The 15,656-nt window shown below is 72.6% G+C and carries 15 protein-coding genes, 1 tRNA gene and 2 pseudogenes; 12 read left to right on the forward strand and 6 right to left on the reverse strand.

Going from position 1 to position 15,656, the window contains the following annotated elements; translation table 11 throughout:
* Positions 1 to 80: 80 nt before the first annotated feature.
* The 7 genes from BXA11_RS10495 (at position 81) to BXA11_RS10525 (ending at position 8,854) form a co-directional block, all read left to right on the forward strand.
* Positions 81 to 2,345 carry an Rne/Rng family ribonuclease gene (locus tag BXA11_RS10495; protein WP_373320550.1) on the forward strand — a complete coding sequence of 755 codons (2,265 nt, stop codon included), beginning with the start codon at positions 81 to 83 and terminating at the stop codon, positions 2,343 to 2,345.
* Between the two features lie 188 nt (positions 2,346 to 2,533).
* On the forward strand, positions 2,534 to 2,848 hold the full coding sequence (rplU, locus tag BXA11_RS10500) for a 50S ribosomal protein L21 (RefSeq protein ID WP_030505848.1): 315 nt from the start codon (positions 2,534 to 2,536) through the stop codon (positions 2,846 to 2,848).
* Between the two features lie 45 nt (positions 2,849 to 2,893).
* Positions 2,894 to 3,151 (forward strand): 50S ribosomal protein L27, encoded by a 258-nt coding sequence (rpmA, locus tag BXA11_RS10505; protein ID WP_030505847.1) that lies wholly within the window; start codon positions 2,894 to 2,896, stop codon positions 3,149 to 3,151.
* A 96-nt stretch (positions 3,152 to 3,247) separates the two neighbouring features.
* Positions 3,248 to 4,597, forward strand: coding sequence for a GTPase ObgE (gene obgE / locus BXA11_RS10510; RefSeq protein ID WP_030505846.1), 1,350 nt, complete (start codon positions 3,248 to 3,250; stop codon positions 4,595 to 4,597).
* A 25-nt stretch (positions 4,598 to 4,622) separates the two neighbouring features.
* A complete protein-coding gene (gene proB, locus BXA11_RS10515; protein ID WP_231513723.1) occupies positions 4,623 to 5,753 on the forward strand; it encodes a glutamate 5-kinase in 1,131 nt (376 codons plus the stop codon).
* A gap of 14 nt (positions 5,754 to 5,767) precedes the next feature.
* Positions 5,768 to 7,024 carry a glutamate-5-semialdehyde dehydrogenase gene (locus BXA11_RS10520; protein ID WP_076434354.1) on the forward strand — a complete coding sequence of 419 codons (1,257 nt, stop codon included), beginning with the start codon at positions 5,768 to 5,770 and terminating at the stop codon, positions 7,022 to 7,024.
* 183 nt (positions 7,025 to 7,207) lie between these two features.
* A complete protein-coding gene (locus tag BXA11_RS10525) occupies positions 7,208 to 8,854 on the forward strand; it encodes a serine/threonine-protein kinase (protein ID WP_076434355.1) in 1,647 nt (548 codons plus the stop codon).
* A 73-nt stretch (positions 8,855 to 8,927) separates the two neighbouring features.
* Here the strand turns inward: BXA11_RS10525 and BXA11_RS10530 are convergent, their stop codons facing one another.
* Positions 8,928 to 9,938: a M48 family metallopeptidase gene (locus BXA11_RS10530; RefSeq protein ID WP_036405025.1), complete on the reverse strand. Its 1,011-nt coding sequence runs from the start codon at positions 9,936 to 9,938 to the stop codon at positions 8,928 to 8,930.
* Positions 9,939 to 10,052: 114 nt separating this feature from the next.
* Here BXA11_RS10530 and nadD point away from each other — a divergent pair, with 114 nt between their 5' ends.
* Positions 10,053 to 10,664, forward strand: coding sequence for a nicotinate-nucleotide adenylyltransferase (gene nadD / locus BXA11_RS10535; protein WP_051761217.1), 612 nt, complete (start codon positions 10,053 to 10,055; stop codon positions 10,662 to 10,664).
* Here the strand turns inward: nadD and BXA11_RS10540 are convergent.
* Positions 10,627 to 11,844: an MFS transporter gene (locus BXA11_RS10540; RefSeq protein ID WP_083744165.1), complete on the reverse strand. Its 1,218-nt coding sequence runs from the start codon at positions 11,842 to 11,844 to the stop codon at positions 10,627 to 10,629. The two genes, nadD and BXA11_RS10540, sit on opposite strands and share 38 nt — an antisense overlap.
* Positions 11,845 to 11,915: 71 nt before the next feature.
* Here BXA11_RS10540 and BXA11_RS10545 point away from each other — a divergent pair, with 71 nt between their 5' ends.
* The 4 genes from BXA11_RS10545 (at position 11,916) to BXA11_RS10560 (ending at position 13,801) form a co-directional block, all read left to right on the forward strand.
* On the forward strand, positions 11,916 to 12,437 hold the full coding sequence (locus BXA11_RS10545; protein WP_030505839.1) for a winged helix-turn-helix domain-containing protein: 522 nt from the start codon (positions 11,916 to 11,918) through the stop codon (positions 12,435 to 12,437).
* Between the two features lie 132 nt (positions 12,438 to 12,569).
* Positions 12,570 to 12,974, forward strand: a complete 405-nt coding sequence (rsfS, locus tag BXA11_RS10550; RefSeq protein ID WP_030505838.1) for a ribosome silencing factor — start codon at positions 12,570 to 12,572, stop codon at positions 12,972 to 12,974.
* A 25-nt stretch (positions 12,975 to 12,999) separates the two neighbouring features.
* On the forward strand, positions 13,000 to 13,635 hold the full coding sequence (locus BXA11_RS10555) for a histidine phosphatase family protein (protein WP_076434357.1): 636 nt from the start codon (positions 13,000 to 13,002) through the stop codon (positions 13,633 to 13,635).
* A 93-nt stretch (positions 13,636 to 13,728) separates the two neighbouring features.
* Positions 13,729 to 13,801 (forward strand) — tRNA-Ala (locus BXA11_RS10560).
* Between the two features lie 62 nt (positions 13,802 to 13,863).
* Here BXA11_RS10560 and BXA11_RS10565 read toward each other — a convergent pair.
* The 4 genes and pseudogenes from BXA11_RS10565 to BXA11_RS45640 form a co-directional block, all read right to left on the reverse strand.
* Entirely contained in the window at positions 13,864 to 14,325 is a 462-nt protein-coding gene (locus BXA11_RS10565) for an FtsX-like permease family protein (protein ID WP_076434358.1), read from the reverse strand.
* A 193-nt stretch (positions 14,326 to 14,518) separates the two neighbouring features.
* Positions 14,519 to 14,908, reverse strand: a pseudogene (locus BXA11_RS45725) (FtsX-like permease family protein); the annotation flags it as partial.
* Positions 14,905 to 15,177 carry a hypothetical protein gene (locus BXA11_RS45635; RefSeq protein ID WP_239104941.1) on the reverse strand — a complete coding sequence of 91 codons (273 nt, stop codon included), beginning with the start codon at positions 15,175 to 15,177 and terminating at the stop codon, positions 14,905 to 14,907. The gene BXA11_RS45635 and the pseudogene BXA11_RS45725, both read right to left, overlap by 4 nt.
* Positions 15,178 to 15,644, reverse strand: a pseudogene (locus tag BXA11_RS45640) (ABC transporter ATP-binding protein); the annotation flags it as partial.
* Positions 15,645 to 15,656 lie beyond the last annotated feature (12 nt).

Below are 15,656 nucleotides of genomic sequence, written 5' to 3' on the forward strand. Positions count from 1 at the left end.
TGCGGGCCGAGGAGCCCGCCGCGCCGAGGCGCCGCCGCCGGGCCCGTGCGGAAGAGCCGGAGCCGGAACGATCCAGGGCGATGAGCGCCGCTGAGGCGGAGGTCGACGCCGCGCTGCGGCTCAACCTGCCCGACGAGGAGCCGCTGGACGACGAGCCGCTCGACATCGAGGACGTCGACATGGAAGACGTCGACGCCGATGAGGACGGCGGGCGGCCGGACGTGGTGGCCGACCCCTTCGGCCTGTCCGCGCAGCAGCCGTCCGTGCCCTCGGTGACCTTCCAGGCGCCGTCGGCGCTGTTCCAGCCGCTCTTCCAGGCCCCCGACCCGTTCGCGGTGCCGGTGCAGAGGGCCGCGTCGCCCGCGCCCGCACCCGTGGCCGAGCCGGTGGAGGACGAGGAGGCGGAGTCCGAGGAGCCGGAGGAGACCGCCGAGTCCGGCGAGGACGAGTCCGAGGGCGGCGCCCGCAGGCGGCGCCGCCGCAGGGGCGGACGCGGACGCGGTGCCCGCACCAGGGACGGCGAGGACGGCGAGGAGCAGGAAGGCGAGGGCGAGGAGCCGCAGGCCGCGTCGGCCGAGGAGGACGACCGCGAGCAGGCGGAGGACGACTCCGAGGGCCAGGCCGGCACCCGGCGCCGTCGCCGTCGCCGCCGCAGGGGCACGGAGGAGGCCGATCTGGCCCCCGACGACCCGCCGAACACCGTCGTCCGCATCCGGGCGCCCCGCGCGACCAGGTCCACCTCCGTTGACGAGGTCCAGGGCGTACGGGGATCGACCCGGCTGGAGGCCAAGAAGCAGCGCCGCCGTGAGGGCCGCGAGCTGGGCCGGCGCCGTCCCCCGATCATCACCGAGTCGGAGTTCCTGGCCCGGCGCGAGTCGGTCGAGCGACTCATGGTCGTGCGCCGCCAGGGCGGCCGCACCCAGATCGCGGTGCTCGAGGACGGCGTCCTCGTCGAGCACTACGTCGACCGGGAGTCCAGCCAGTCGTACGTCGGCAACGTCTACCTCGGCAAGGTCCAGAACGTGCTGCCCTCGATGGAGGCGGCGTTCGTGGACATCGGCAAGGGCCGCAACGCCGTGCTGTACGCCGGCGAGGTGAACTTCGACACCGCTGGGCTGGAGGGCCAGCCCAAGCGGATCGAGGCGGCGCTGAAGTCCGGGCAGTCGGTGCTCGTCCAGGTCACCAAGGACCCGATCGGCCACAAGGGCGCCCGGCTGACCTCGCAGATCAGCCTCCCCGGCCGCTACCTGGTCTACGTGCCGGACGGCTCGATGACCGGGATCAGCCGCAAGCTGCCCGACAAGGAACGGGCCCGGCTCAAGCAGATCCTGCGCAAGGTCATGCCGGAGAACGCGGGCGTCATCGTGCGCACCGCCGCGGAGGGCGCCTCGGAGGAGGAGCTCAGCCGCGACGTCGCCCGGCTGTCGGCCCAGTGGGAGAACATCCAGCGCAAGGCCAAGTCGGCCAGCCCGCCGGAGTTGCTGTCCGGCGAGCCCGACCTGACCGTCAGGGTGGTCCGCGACGTCTTCAACGAGGACTTCAGCTCCCTGGTCGTCGAGGGCGACGAGGCGTGGACGACGGTGGACGAGTACGTCCGCTACGTCGCCCCGCACCTCGCCGAGCGGCTGTCGAAGTGGGAGGAGGAGACCGACGCGTTCTCCGCCTACCGCATCGACGAGCAGATCGCCAAGGCGATGGAGCGCAAGGTGTGGCTGCCGTCCGGCGGTTCGCTGGTGATCGACAGGACCGAGGCGATGACGGTCGTCGACGTCAACACCGGCAAGTTCACCGGGCAGGGCGGCAACCTCGAGGAGACCGTCACCCGCAACAACCTGGAGGCGGCCGAGGAGATCGTCCGCCAGCTCAGGCTGCGGGACATCGGCGGCATCATCGTGATCGACTTCATCGACATGGTTTTGGAGAGCAATCGCGACCTGGTGCTCCGGCGGCTGCTGGAGTGCCTGGCGCGGGACCGGACCAAGCACCAGGTGGCGGAGGTCACCTCGCTGGGTCTGGTGCAGATGACGCGCAAGCGGGTCGGCCAGGGCCTGCTGGAGGCGTTCTCCACGCCGTGCGACTGCTGCCACGGGCGCGGGATCATCGTGTCGACCGAACCGGTCGAGGCGAAGCCCGAGCCGCGCGGCACGCAGGGCAAGATGGCCATCGAGAAGGCGGTGGCCGAGAAGGTGGCGGCGAGCGAAGGCTCCGTCGCCGCGGCGGCGGGCTCGGTGCGTGAGAGCGTCACCGACGCCATCGACGCCGATTCCACCGACTCAGACGGGGGCGACGGCTCCGCCTCGTCTTCCCGGGGACGGCGACGTTCCCGCAGGAAGACGGCGGAGTAACGACTTCGTCACCCGGCGGTCCGCTCGGTTCGACCTGGGTGCCGGATATCCGGTACCCTGGTCAACCGGTGCGCCTGGTGTCGGCGTGCCTGGCTTCGCGCGCCTGCCCGGATCGCCGGTCGTGTTATCGACAGCAGCTGGATGCGGGGCGCGGCATCTCAGCATTTAGCCAGTAGAAGGGTTCCGCGGTGTACGCGATCGTTCGTTGCGGCGGCAGGCAGCAGAAGGTCTCCGTCGGGGACGTCCTCGAGGTGGACAAGGTCGCCGGAGAGGTTGGCTCCTCGGTGTCGCTGCCGGCGGTGCTCGTCGTCAACGACGGCGATGTCACCACCGACGCCGCCACGCTTTCCCGGTTCCAGGTGACCGCCGAGATCCTCGGCGAGACGAAGGGGCCGAAGATCCGGATTCTGAAGTACAAGAACAAGACCGGATACAAGAAGCGCCAGGGTCACCGCCAGCGGTACACCCAGGTCAAGGTCACCGGCATCAACCCCGGACAGTAGTTTCCCGGGGGACGACCCCCGCTTACCCCCGAAAGGGAGTGAATCATGGCACACAAGAAGGGCGCCTCGTCCACCCGGAACGGCCGTGACTCGAACGCTCAGCGCCTTGGTGTGAAGCGTTTCGGCGGTCAGCTGGTGAACGCGGGCGAGATCATCGTCCGTCAGCGCGGCACGCACTTCCACCCCGGCGACAACGTCGGCCGTGGTGGTGACGACACGCTGTTCGCCCTGGCCACCGGCCGGGTGCAGTTCGGCACCAAGCGCGGTCGCCGCGCGGTGAGCATCGTCCCGGCCGCGGAGTAGATCCGCCCCGGACACCAACAAGCAGCGCGATGAGGCGGATCGAGCATTCGGTCCGCCTCATTCGTTTTTTCATACGGCAGTAAGGGGGAGCGGCTGATGGCCGACTTCGTGGACCACGTCGTCCTGCACATCAAGGCGGGTGACGGGGGCAACGGCTGCGCCTCCATCCACCGGGAGAAGTTCAAGCCGCTCGGCGGGCCCGACGGCGGCAACGGCGGACGCGGCGGCGACGTCATCCTGGAGGTGGATCCCAACACCTCCACCCTGCTGGAGTACCACCACCGGCCGCACCGCCGCGGGGGCAACGGCAAGCAGGGCATGGGCTCCAACCGGGACGGCGCCAACGGCGAGGACGTCGTCCTGCCGGTGCCCAACGGCACGGTCGTGAAGGACGCCGGGACCGGCGAGGTGCTGGTCGACCTGGTCGGCGCCGGCACCCGCTACGTCGCCGCGCAGGGCGGCTTCGGCGGCCTCGGCAACGCCGCGCTGGCCAACGCCAAGCGCAAGGCCCCGGGGTTCGCGCTGCTGGGCGAGCCGGGTGACGAGGCCGAGATCGTGCTCGAACTCAAGACCGTCGCCGACGTGGCGCTGGTCGGGTTCCCCAACGCGGGCAAGTCGTCGCTGATCGCATCGCTCTCCGCGGCCCGCCCCAAGATCGCCGACTATCCTTTCACGACGCTCATCCCCAACCTCGGCGTGGTGACGGCGGGCGAGACGGTCTTCACGGTCGCCGACGTGCCGGGGCTCATCCCGGGGGCGTCCGAGGGCCGGGGCCTCGGTCACGAGTTCCTGCGGCACGTCGAGCGCTGCTCGACGATCGTGCACGTGCTCGACTGCGCGACGATCGAGCCGGGGCGCGACCCGGTCACCGACTTCGAGGTGATCGAGGCCGAGCTCGCGGCGTACGGCTCGCTGCAGGACCGGCCGCGGCTCGTCGCGCTCAACAAGGTGGACGTCCCCGATGGCCGGGACCTGGCCGACATCGTCACGCCCATGCTGGAGGAGCGCGGACTGCGGGTCTTCGAGATCTCCGCGGCCAGCCACGAGGGCCTGCGGCCCCTGGCGTACGCGATGGCGGAGATGGTGGCCGCGGCCCGGGCCCAGGCCCCGGTGGAGGAGCCCACCCGGCTGGTCATCCGGCCCAGGCAGCTCGGCGAGACCGGGTTCGCCGTACGCAGGATCGACGAGAACCGCTTCCAGGTGACCGGCGAGAAGCCCGAGCGGTGGATCCGCCAGACCGACTTCTCCAACGACGAGGCCGTCGGCTACCTGGCCGACCGGCTCGAACGGCTCGGCGTCGAGGAGCAGCTGATCAAGGCCGGCGCGACGGCCGGCGCCGAAGTGATCATCGGTCCGATGGAGGGCGGCTACGTCTTCGACTGGCAGCCGTCGCAGGGCACGGAGGCGACCATGGGACCGCGGGGCAGCGACGCGAGGCTCGGCTGACCGGCGGGCCGGAGTGGGAGACGGCGTGACAGGCAGGGAACGGATCCGCGAGGCCGCGCGGCTGGTGGTCAAGGTCGGGTCGTCGTCGCTGACGACGCCCCGGGGCACGATCGACGTCGACCGGGTGGACGCGCTGGTCGACGTGCTGGCGGCCCGGCGCACGGCCGGCACGCAGATCGTGCTCGTGTCGTCCGGCGCGATCGCCGCCGGGCTCGGGCCGTTAGGACTGCGCGCCCGGCCCAAGGACCTGGCCACCCAGCAGGCGGCCGCCTCGGTCGGGCAGGGCGTGCTGGTCGCCCGCTACACCTCGTCCTTCGCCAGGTACGGCCTGCGCGTGGGGCAGGTGCTGCTGACGGCCGACGACATGATGCGCCGCATCCACCACCGCAACGCCCAGCGGGCGCTGGCCCGGCTGCTGGAGCTCGGCATCGTGCCCGTCGTGAACGAGAACGACACCGTGGCCACCGACGAGATCCGGTTCGGGGACAACGACCGGCTCGCCGCACTGGTGGCCCACCTCACCCACGCCGACGGGCTGGTGCTGCTGTCGGACGTCGACGCGTTGTACGACGGCGACCCGCGCAAGGACGGCGCCCAGCGGATCGCCGAGGTCCGGGGGCCCGAGGACCTGGAGGGCGTCGAGCTGGGCACCTCAGGCCGGGTCGGCACCGGTGGCATGATCACCAAGGTGGAGGCGGCCCGCATCGCCACCGGGGCGGGCGTCCCTGTCGTGCTCACGGCGGCGGCGCACGCGGCGCAGGCGCTCGCAGGTGCCGACATCGGCACCTGCTTCCACCCGGGCGGCCGGCACCCCGGCACCCGGCTGCTGTGGCTCGCCCACGCGACGACCGGCCGGGGACGCCTGCACCTGGACGCGGGCGCGGTCGAGGCCGTGGTCGATCGGCGCAAGTCGCTGCTGCCCGCGGGCGTCCTGAAGGTCGAGGGTGACTTCGCCGCGGGCGATCCGGTCGACCTGTGCGCGCCGTCGGGCGCCCTCGTCGCCCGCGGACTGGTCAACTATGACGCGGGGGAGGTCCCCGACCTGCTCGGCCGCTCCACCCGGGAGCTGGCCAGCACACTCGGCCCGGAGTACGAGCGCGAGCTGATCCACCGGGACGACATCGTGATATTGGAGCCTGTTCACCACCACAAGTGACGGAGCGCGAGACAATGTCTGAGGCAGAGGAATTTCTGAAGGTCGCGCGGGCGGCGAGGGACGCCGCAACGCTGCTCGCGCCGATGCCGCGCGCGCCGAAGGACGCGGCGCTGCGTGCCGTGGCCGACGCCCTGGAGGCGGCCACGGAAGAGATCGTCGCGGCCAACGCCGTGGACGTGGACCGGGCCAGGGAGAGCGGCACCTCCGAGGCGATGATCGACCGGCTGCGGCTCGACGCGGGCCGGATCGCCAAGATCGCGGAGGCCGTCCGCCAGGTGGCCGACCTGCCCGACCCGGTCGGTGAGGTCGTGCGCGGCAGCACGCTGCCCAACGGCCTGGAGCTGCGTCAGGTGCGGGTGCCCCTCGGCGTCATCGGCATCATCTACGAGGGCCGGCCCAATGTGACCGTGGACGCGGCCGCGCTCTGCCTCAAGAGCGGCAACGGCGTGCTGCTGCGCGGGTCGTCCAGCGCGTACTCCTCCAACACCGCGCTGGTGCGGGTCATGCAGGAGGCGCTGGCGGCGACCGAGGTGCCGGCGGACGCCGTGCAGCTCGTGCCGGGCCAGACCCGCGAGTCGGTCAAGCACCTGATGCGCGCCCGCGGGCTGGTGGACGTGCTGATCCCGCGCGGCGGCGCCTCGCTGATCAACAGCGTGGTCGAGGAGTCGACCGTGCCGGTGATCGAGACGGGGGTGGGCAACTGCCACGTGTACGTGGACGCCGACGCCGACATCGACACCGCCCTGAAGATCCTGGTGAACGCCAAGGCGCAGCGGCCCTCGGTGTGCAACGCGGCCGAGACGGTGCTCGTGCACGCCGCCATCGCCGACGCGTTCGTGCCCAGGGCCCTGACGGCGCTGAAGGACGCGGGCGTGACCGTCCACGGGGACGAGCGGGTGCGGGCCTACGGCGCCGACGTCGTGGCGGCCACCGAGGAGGACTTCACCACGGAGTACCTCTCGCTCGACATCGCCGCCGCCGTCGTCGACTCGCTGGACGACGCGGTCGCGCACATCCGCAGGTATGGCTCGGCCCACACCGACGCCATCGTGACCCGCTCCCAGCAGGCGGCCCGCAGGTTCGTGGCGACGGTGGACTCGGCGGCGGTCGCCGTGAACGCCTCGACCCGGTTCACCGACGGCGGCGAGTTCGGCTTCGGGGCGGAGATCGGCATCTCCACCCAGAAGCTGCACGCCCGGGGCCCGATGGGGCTGCCGGAGCTCACCTCCACCAAGTGGATCTACACCGGCGAGGGCCACGTACGGGGGTGACCGCCGGACGCGGGGGAGCCCAGGGACGCGAGCCGAGGCCCGCGTCCCCGGCCCCGCGTCCCGGCCCCGCGGGGCCGCGTCCACCCGGCCGGGCGCGGCACCCGTACGGCATCGGCTCATCCGCGATCGGACCGGCGCGCCTCCGCCTATTCGGACGGCCGGGCCGCTATGGTTGGCGCTCCTATGGCTGGACGTCTCGGGCGGGTCGGCCCCTACGCGCTGCTGGAGCGGCTGGGCCGGGGTGGCATGGGTGAGGTGTACCTCGCCGTCGGCCGCCGGGCCGACCGCGTCGCGGTGAAGATGCTGCGCGACCCCATCGAGAACGATGCCGACGCCCGATTACGGCTCGAACGCGAGGTGCGGGCGCTGCGCCGGGTCGAGAGCCCGTACGTCGCCCAGGTGCTCGACGCCGACCTGTCGGGCGACCGGCCGTACCTCGTCATGGAGTACATCGAGGGGGAGAACCTCCTCGACGCCGTACGGCGGCGCGGGCCGCTGCCCGAGTCCCGGCTCATCACGCTGGCGCAGGGCCTCGCGGCGGCTCTGGCGATCATCCACGCGGGTGGAATCGTGCATCGCGACGTCAAGCCGGCCAACATCCTGCTGGGCGAGGACGGGCCGGTGCTGATCGACTTCGGCATCGCCCAGGTGCTCGACGCGACGCGGGTCACGATAACCGGCACGTTCCTCGGCACGCCCGGCTACTGCGCCCCCGAGGTGTTCGCCGACGAGACCGTGGGTGAGCCCGCCGACGTGCACGGCTGGGCCGCCACGGTGGCGTTCGCCGCCACCGGACGGCCGACCTTCGGCCGGGGCACCGCCGAGTCGCAGATGTACGCGGTGCTGAACGGCAAGGCCGACCTGGTGGGTGTGCCGGCCGCCCTGCTGCCGCTCGTCCGCGCCGCCCTGCATCGCGACCCTTCCCGCCGCCCGACCGCCGCGCTGCTGGCCGACCGGCTGTCCCGCCTCGCGCGGGCCGCGGGGGAGCCCTCCCGCGCGCCCGGTGAGCCGTCCGCCGCCGAGACCCCCACGCGTACGCCCGCGGAGGCGGCCCGGGCGCGTGCCGCCTCCGACGCGAAGCCGGTGGCGAAAACGGTCGCGAAACCGGTCGCTAAGCCGGTGGCGAGGAAGACGGCCAAGACGGAGGACAAGCCGGTCAGGAAGGGCGCCGAGACCCCGGCGCGGGAGCCGGCGACGGCGGCCGAGCGGGCCGCCCGGCGCGGCGGCTCCGGCTCCGCGGCCCGCCCCCGGAAAGCGAGGGCGGCCACGGCCCTCGCCGCAGCGCCGGAGGGCGCGCCGGAAGGGGCGCTCGGCATCCCGACCGGGAACGCGGCCCTGGTCCTGGTCGCGCTGCTCGCCGTTCCGTGCGTGGTGGCGTCGGTGGTCTACCCGCTCGCGACCTTCGCGATCACGGCGGCCCTCGCGGTGGTGATCAGGGCCGTGTGGACCAGTCACTGGCTCGTGCGCAGCCGCAAACCCGGCCGGGCCCGCGCCTGCCTGCGCGCGCTGGCGTTCCCGCTCACGCTGGCGGGTTCGCTGCTGTCCGCCGTCGCGTGGCCGGGGCTGCCCGCGGTCGCGGCGGCGTTCGCGGCGCTGTGGGTGGGCTCCGGCGGACGCCTGGAGCCCGAGTGGTGGTCCCAGCCGGTTCCGGTGACGGTCGCCGGCATCGCGTTCGGCGTCGTCAGCGGCGCGATCATCGGCCGGGAGATCGAGCGTGCGGGCGCGGCGATCCCCGGCCTGCGGAGGGAGGGCCTGCGGGCGCTCGCCGTCCTGGGCGGCTTCGTCGCGCTGTGCGCCGCCGCCGTCCGCGCCGTGGCCTTCTTCTTCTGACGGGTGTGGAAAGCCCGCCGCGGCGCACGTGCGGCTGGTGCGGGCGGGCCTACCCGGTGCCCGATCGTGCGGCTCAGTTCTCGCGGCGGGCGAAACGGTTGAAGATGCGCTCGCCGGCGTTGACCGCGCCCTCGGCGACGTCGCGCAGCACGCCGATGAACGGGTCCTGTGACTGCGCCCACGACTCGCGGTAGGAGTTGGCCGCCGCCTTGATCTCCTCGGTGATGCTGGCGTTGCCGTCGTCCTCGCGTCGCGGGTAGGTGCCGGCGATGATCCGGTCGTACTCCCCGCTGCGACGCCAGCGGTCGAGTTCGGCGACGCGGGTCACCGCGAACGGGTGGGTCGTGCCGAGCATGTTGAGGACCTTGAGCAGGCCGTCGCGCACGTCGCCCGCGGTGTCGTACTCCCTGGCCTGGTCGAGGAACGCCTCGATGTTCATCTCGTGCAGGCGGGAGCCGCCGGCGAGCTTCATGAGCGCCCGCAGCGCGGCGTCGGGGTCCTGCCCGGCGAGCAGGCCGCCGCGGTCGGCGGACATCTCCGCCTTGCGCTGCCACTCCTCCAGCGCGGCGACGATGACCCGCAGGCCGATGTAGCCGAGCGGGATCCAGGCCACCCGGGTGGCCAGGCGGGTCAGGATCGTGAGCATCGTGCCGTAGACCGCGTGGCCCGAGAGGATGTGCGAGGTCTCGTGGCCGATGACGAAGCGCAGCTCCTCCTCGTCCATGAGGTCGAGCAGCCCTGTCGAGACGATGATGAACGGCTCGTCGAAGCCGATCGCCATCGCGTACGCCTTCGGGTCCTGCTGCACGTAGATCTCGGGAATCCGGTGCAGGTCGAGGATGTAGGCGCTGTCGCGGCCCATGTCGTGCAGGGCCCGGAACTGGGTGTCGGTCGTGCGCACCGCGGAGGCCAGGAACATGAGGCGGAGCCGGCGCTCGCTGAACAGGCCGGACGTGCGCTTGAGCACCGCGTCGAATCCGGACAGCGATCGCATCGCGACGAGCGCGGAACGATCGGCGGGGTGTTCGTAGGCTCGCGAGCTGATGCCCGGCAGCTGCACGCGATTGCGATCGGGAGTGGTCATGTTCCGCATGCTATGTCTCAGGGGCCGGACGCGCGCGGGCCCCGTGGGGAGCCCGGGCCGTCACGGGAGGGCCGGTTTCCGGTGTGGTCCGATAGGGGCGTTATCGTCCGTTCCATGCGTAACGGGACGGCGATCCGGCGACTGGGCGTGATGGGCGGGACCTTCGACCCGATCCACCACGGCCACCTGGTGGCGGCCAGCGAGGTGGCCCACCACTTCGACCTGGACGAGGTGGTGTTCGTCCCGACGGGGCGGCCCTGGCAGAAGGCCGAGCAGAACGTGTCCTCGTCCGAGGACCGCTACCTCATGACGGTGATCGCCACCGCGTCGAACCCGCGCTTCTCGGTCAGCCGGGTGGACATCGACCGGCCCGGCCCCACGTACACGATCGACACGCTCCGTGACATCGGCGCGGCGTACGGGCCGGACGTGGAGCTGTACTTCATCACCGGCGCCGACGCGCTCGCGCAGATCCTGAGCTGGCGCGACGTCGACGAGCTGTTCACCATCGCGCACTTCGTCGGCTGCACCCGGCCCGGCCACACGCTCCAGGATCCCGGCCTGCCTGCGGGCAAGGTCAGCCTGGTCGAGATCCCGGCGCTGGCCATCTCCTCCTCCGAGTGCCGCGACCGGGTGGCCGCCGGGGAGCCCATCTGGTATCTGGTCCCCGACGGCATCGTGCAGTACATCAACAAGCGGCACTTGTATCGCGATCCGGAGTCCTGACGGCCCGTCGCGAATCCCGCAGGCCGTACGCCGCGGCGAGCGCGCCGGCGAACGCCGCCGCGTACAGCACCGGACGGTAGGAGGTCAGCGCGAGGAGCCCGGCGCCGAGCGCCATCCCCACAGCGGTCGGGACGAACAAGACGGTGTTGGCGGTCGCGGACACGGTGGCCAGCAGGTCGCGGGGCGCGATCCGCTGTACGGCGGTGAAGGCGGCGACGAGCACCCAGGGCAGCCCCAGTCCCGACAGCAGGCTCGCCGCCGTCACGACGGGCGTCCAGGGGACGGCGCGCAGCGCCACCGAGGCGGCGAAGAGAAGCCCTCCCACGGCGGACAGCCGCGCCTCGTCGGCCCGGCGCAGCAACGGCCCCGCGATCAGGCCGCCGAGGACCGTGCCGCCGCCCTGGACCGCGGACAGCACGCCGGTGAAGCCGGGCTCCCGATGCAGACCGTGGTCGACCACGGCGAAGACGACCGCCCCGTTGACGCCGGAGACCAGCATCAGGGCCGCCCCGGACAGCATGAGGCGGCGCAGGAGCGGGTCGCGGAACAGGAAGCGCGCCCCCTCCGTTGTGCGGGCCGCCCAGCCGCGCATCACACGGGCGCGCCGTGCGGAGGCGGCCGGAAGGCGCAGCGTGCCCAGCAGCCACGCGCCGGCCGCGAAGGTGGCCGCGTCGAGCGCGACCACCGCGTCGCCGCCCGCGACGGCGAACAGCCCGGCGCCCAGCAGGGGCGCGGCGAGGCGGGTGCCCTCCGACGCGCTCATGCGCATCCCGTTGACCTCGGCCAGCAGCGCCTCCGGCACGGCCGCGGGCAGGACGGCCGCCTCCGCCGCGTCGAGCACGACGAAGCTCACGCCGTACAGCAGGAGCACCGCGAACAGCAGCCAGACCTGCGCGGGGGAGCGGACCAGGAAGAGCAGGCAGAGCGCGGCGCCCATCACGACGTTCGTCCAGACGAGGACGGGCCGCGCGCCGAGGACGTCGACCACCGCGCCGAGCGCGGGCCCGGCCGCCGTCGGCGCCCAGAAGCAGAACGACGTGAGGGCGGCGAGGCTGTCCGAGCCGGTCAGCGACTTCACCCAGATGCCCGCGACCAGGGACATCGCCATGGTGCCGAACCCGGAGACCACGACGGCGCTCAGGTAACGACGGGCGTTGCGATCGGCGAGGGCGGCTTTCATGCCGGCGATCATCGCCGCGAACCGACCCCCAAGTCAATGCTTGGGGGTCGTGATGGTGTTTACTTTCCGCCATGGCGGAGGGGGATCCCAGGCTCAGGGCGCTTGCGCATCCGGTGCGGCTGCGCATGCTCTCGCTGATGTGGGGCGCGCCCATGTCGGCGGCCGAGCTGTCCCGGGAGCTGGGCATCTCGCACGCCCTCGCCAGCCACCACCTGCGCTGCCTGGACGACGCGGGGCTGGCCGAGCTGGCCGACGTACGGGTCCGGCGCGGCGGCCGGGAGCGCCGCTACCGGGCGGCGGGAGGCACGCCGCTGACCGAGCAGCGGGACGGCTTCCCGCTGCTCGCCGAGGCGCTGGCGCGGTCGCTGCGCGAGCGGGCCGGGCGGCGCCGCGCGGGCGAGGAGGGGGTCACGGCCGACGCCGAGCTGTGGGTCGAGCCTGAGCTGTGGCATGACGTCCGCGGTAGGATCCTCGCCGCGATCGTGGACCTGCACGAGGGCGCTGCGGCCCCGCGTACGCCGGGGACGATCCGGGTCGGCGCGACCGTCGCCGCCTTTCCTCTGACGGAATCCACGGGCCCGGAAGGTCGTTGAACCCCTGATCCCGGGCATAACACCGGTATCGACAGGGTGTGCCGGTAGGGTCTCCCCGGGAAAGCCGGTTGTACGGGACACGCGGACTGTGCACCCTGGAAAGAGCCCGTCAACGGAGGACAGAACCGAATCGTGACAGCATCCGAGAGATCGATCCAGCTCGTGCGGGTGGCGGCCGAGGCCGCCGCCGAGAAGCTGGCCGACGACATCATCGCCTACGACGTGAGCGACCAGCTCGTCATCACCGACGCCTTCCTTCTCTGCTCCGCGTCCAACGACCGGCAGGTTCGCGCGGTCGTCGACGAGATCGAGGAGCGCCTGCGCGTGGAGGCCGACGCCAAGCCCGTGCGCCGTGAGGGCGAGCGGGAGGGTCGCTGGGTCCTGCTCGACTACCTCGACATCGTGGTGCACGTGCAGCACGAGGAGGACCGCAACTTCTACGCGCTGGAGCGCCTGTGGAAGGACTGCCCGTCCATCGAGCTGCCGGAGAGCGTCAAGCGGGTCGCCGAGCAGCGCGGGCACGGAGCGGCCCGGTGACGAACGCCATCATTGGGGCGGCGCGATGAGCCGTCGCGTCGTCTGCCTGCGGCATGGGCAGACGCTGTGGAACGTCGAGAAGCGCTTCCAAGGACACACCGACATCGCGTTGGACGAGACCGGCGTCGCGCAGGCGGCCCGGGCGGCGTCCCTGCTCGCGGCCCTGCGGCCGACCATGGTCGTCGCCTCGGACCTTCGGCGTGCGTACGACACCGCCTCGGCCCTCGGCCGGCTCACCGGCCTCGACGTGGCGGTGGACAAGGACCTGCGCGAGCGCGGCGGCGGCGAGTGGGAGGGCCTGACCCGCGACGAGATCAGGGCGGGCTGGCCGGTCGAGTACGAGGCGTGGGAGGCCCCGGGCGGCGAGGACGTGGCGCACGTCGCCGACCGGGTCGCCGACGCGATCGGGCGCTGGGCGGCCCGCCTGGACGAGGACGGCCTGCTGGTCGTCGCCTCGCACGGCGCCGCGCTGCGGCTGGGCATCTGCCGGCTGCTCGGGCTGCCGCAGGAGCTCTGGTCGGCGCTGGGCGGCCTCGGCAACTGCTCGTGGTCGGTGCTGGAGGAGGGCCGCCGCGGGTGGCGCCTGCTGGAGCACAACGCCGGCACGCTGCCCGAGCCGGTCAGCAGCGACGACAGCCCCGCCGCCACCGCGGACGCCTGAGACTCGGGTGACCTGGGTGACGATTAGGTAAACGGACGGGCATACCTATATGCTCTCCGAGCGCCGCGCCGGGAACACCCGGAGCGGTGGCAAGGGGCTATAGCGCAGCTGGTAGCGCACTTCCATGGCATGGAAGGGGTCTGGGGTTCGAATCCCCATAGCTCCACCCTTCAGGGCCGGCGTTTCTCCGTTTCCATCTCTCACCTGGCCTGCGGTCCCGGCGAGGCGTCAACCGGCGAGGAGCGGGCCGCGACGAGCACGGCGCGTCGAGGCCAGCCCTCCCACCAGGCCGCTCACGGCGCAGACCAGGACCAGAGCCAGATACTGCGGCACGGAGAACGCGAACCACAACTCGCCCACGGCGGCCTCGCCCAGCGCCGCCAGCGAGGCGGCGGCGATCGACGTGCCGAGCAGCGCACCCGCGCCCGTCACCACCAGCGACTCCCAGCAGACCATCCGGGTGAGCTGGCCCGGCCGGGTTCCCACCGAGCGCAGCAGCCTGATCTCCTCCGCCCGCTCCGCCATGGACATGGCCGTGGCGTTCAGCACCGCGACGACGGTGAACAGGACCGCCGATCCCACCAGGAGGGGAGCGGCCCACGCGTCCGGCCCCGTGCGCGTCACACCCGCCACGGCGTCGGAGGTCGACACGGCGAACAGGAAGGTGCAGGCGAGCGCCACGGTCAGCATCACCGTGGGAGGCCGCCGACATCGCCCGGCGCGGCTGTGTGACCAGCGCCGACCTGGCGAGCATCCCGGCGCCCGGGTCGAGCCAGGCCACAGGTGTCGCGAGGGCCCAGCCCGCCGCCTTCAGCGCGACGGGACCCAGCGCCGACGCGCCGACACACAGGGCCATCGTCGCCGCCAGCCCGGTCGCGCGCACGGCCGACCCGATCACCCCCGCGTACGGCACGGCCAGCGCGCAACCGGCCCCGCTCGCCAGCACGGCCACCACCAGCGCCTCCGCCGTGATCAACCGGCGCAGCTGCCGGGGCGTCATCCCGGCCGAGCGGAGCAGGCCCCACGTTCTGCGTCGCCGCAGCACGTGCAGGCTCAATGTGCCCGCGACCACGAACATCGACACGAAGATCGACACCAGGCCGGACAGGACCAGCAGCCCCATGACACCGCCCAGTTCGTCGCGACCGCCGGCGCCGGCGATCAGCAGGCCGCTGCCGCTCACCAGCGTCACCGCCATGAGCACCGCGGTGAACGATCCGGCGACTCCGGCCGGGTCGGTCCGCACGTTGTTCCAGGCGAGCACCAGCGTCATCGCCGGCCCCCCAACCGCAGGCTGATCTGCTCCGCCGACGGCCGGTCCAGCACGTCCACGATCCGTCCGTGGGTGAGGAAGAGCACCGAATCGGCCCGGGCCGCCGCCTCGGGGTCGTGGGTGACCATCACGACCGTCCGGCCGAACTCGTCGACCGCCTCCCGGAGCAGATCCAGCACCTCATGCCCGGTGCCGCGGTCCAGCGCGCCGGTCGGCTCGTCGGCGAACAGGATCTCCGGCCCGCCGAACAACGCCCGGGCGACGGCCACCCGCTGCTGCTGACCCCCGACAACTGTGCCGGGCGATGTCCCTCCCGTCCCGCCAGCCCGACCCGATGCAACAGCTCACGCACACGCGCCGGATCGGGCCGTCGCCGGGCGAGTCTGCTGGGCAGGATGACGTTCTGCCAGGCGGTCAGCGACGGCACGAGGTTGAACGCCTGGAAGATCACCCCGACTCGGTCGCGCCGGAGCACCGCCAGCTCCTGTTCGCTCATCTTCGTGATGTCCTGCCCTGCGATGCGTACGGCGCCCGACTGCGGGCGGTCCAGACCGGAGGCGCACTGCAGCAGGGTGCTCTTGCCCGAGCCGGACGGGCCCATCACCGCGGTGAAAGCGCCGCTCCGGAACGCGACGCTGACCAGGCGCAGGGCGACCGATTCCGTGCTGCCCCTGCCGTATGTCTTGGACACCTTCTCGAGGACGACAGCGTGATCGCCATGACCTCGAGTCTGCATCGCCCGGGCGGG

Origin of the sequence: Microbispora rosea (assembly GCF_900156315.1) — a bacterium.
Taxonomy (GTDB): domain Bacteria; phylum Actinomycetota; class Actinomycetes; order Streptosporangiales; family Streptosporangiaceae; genus Microbispora; species Microbispora rosea.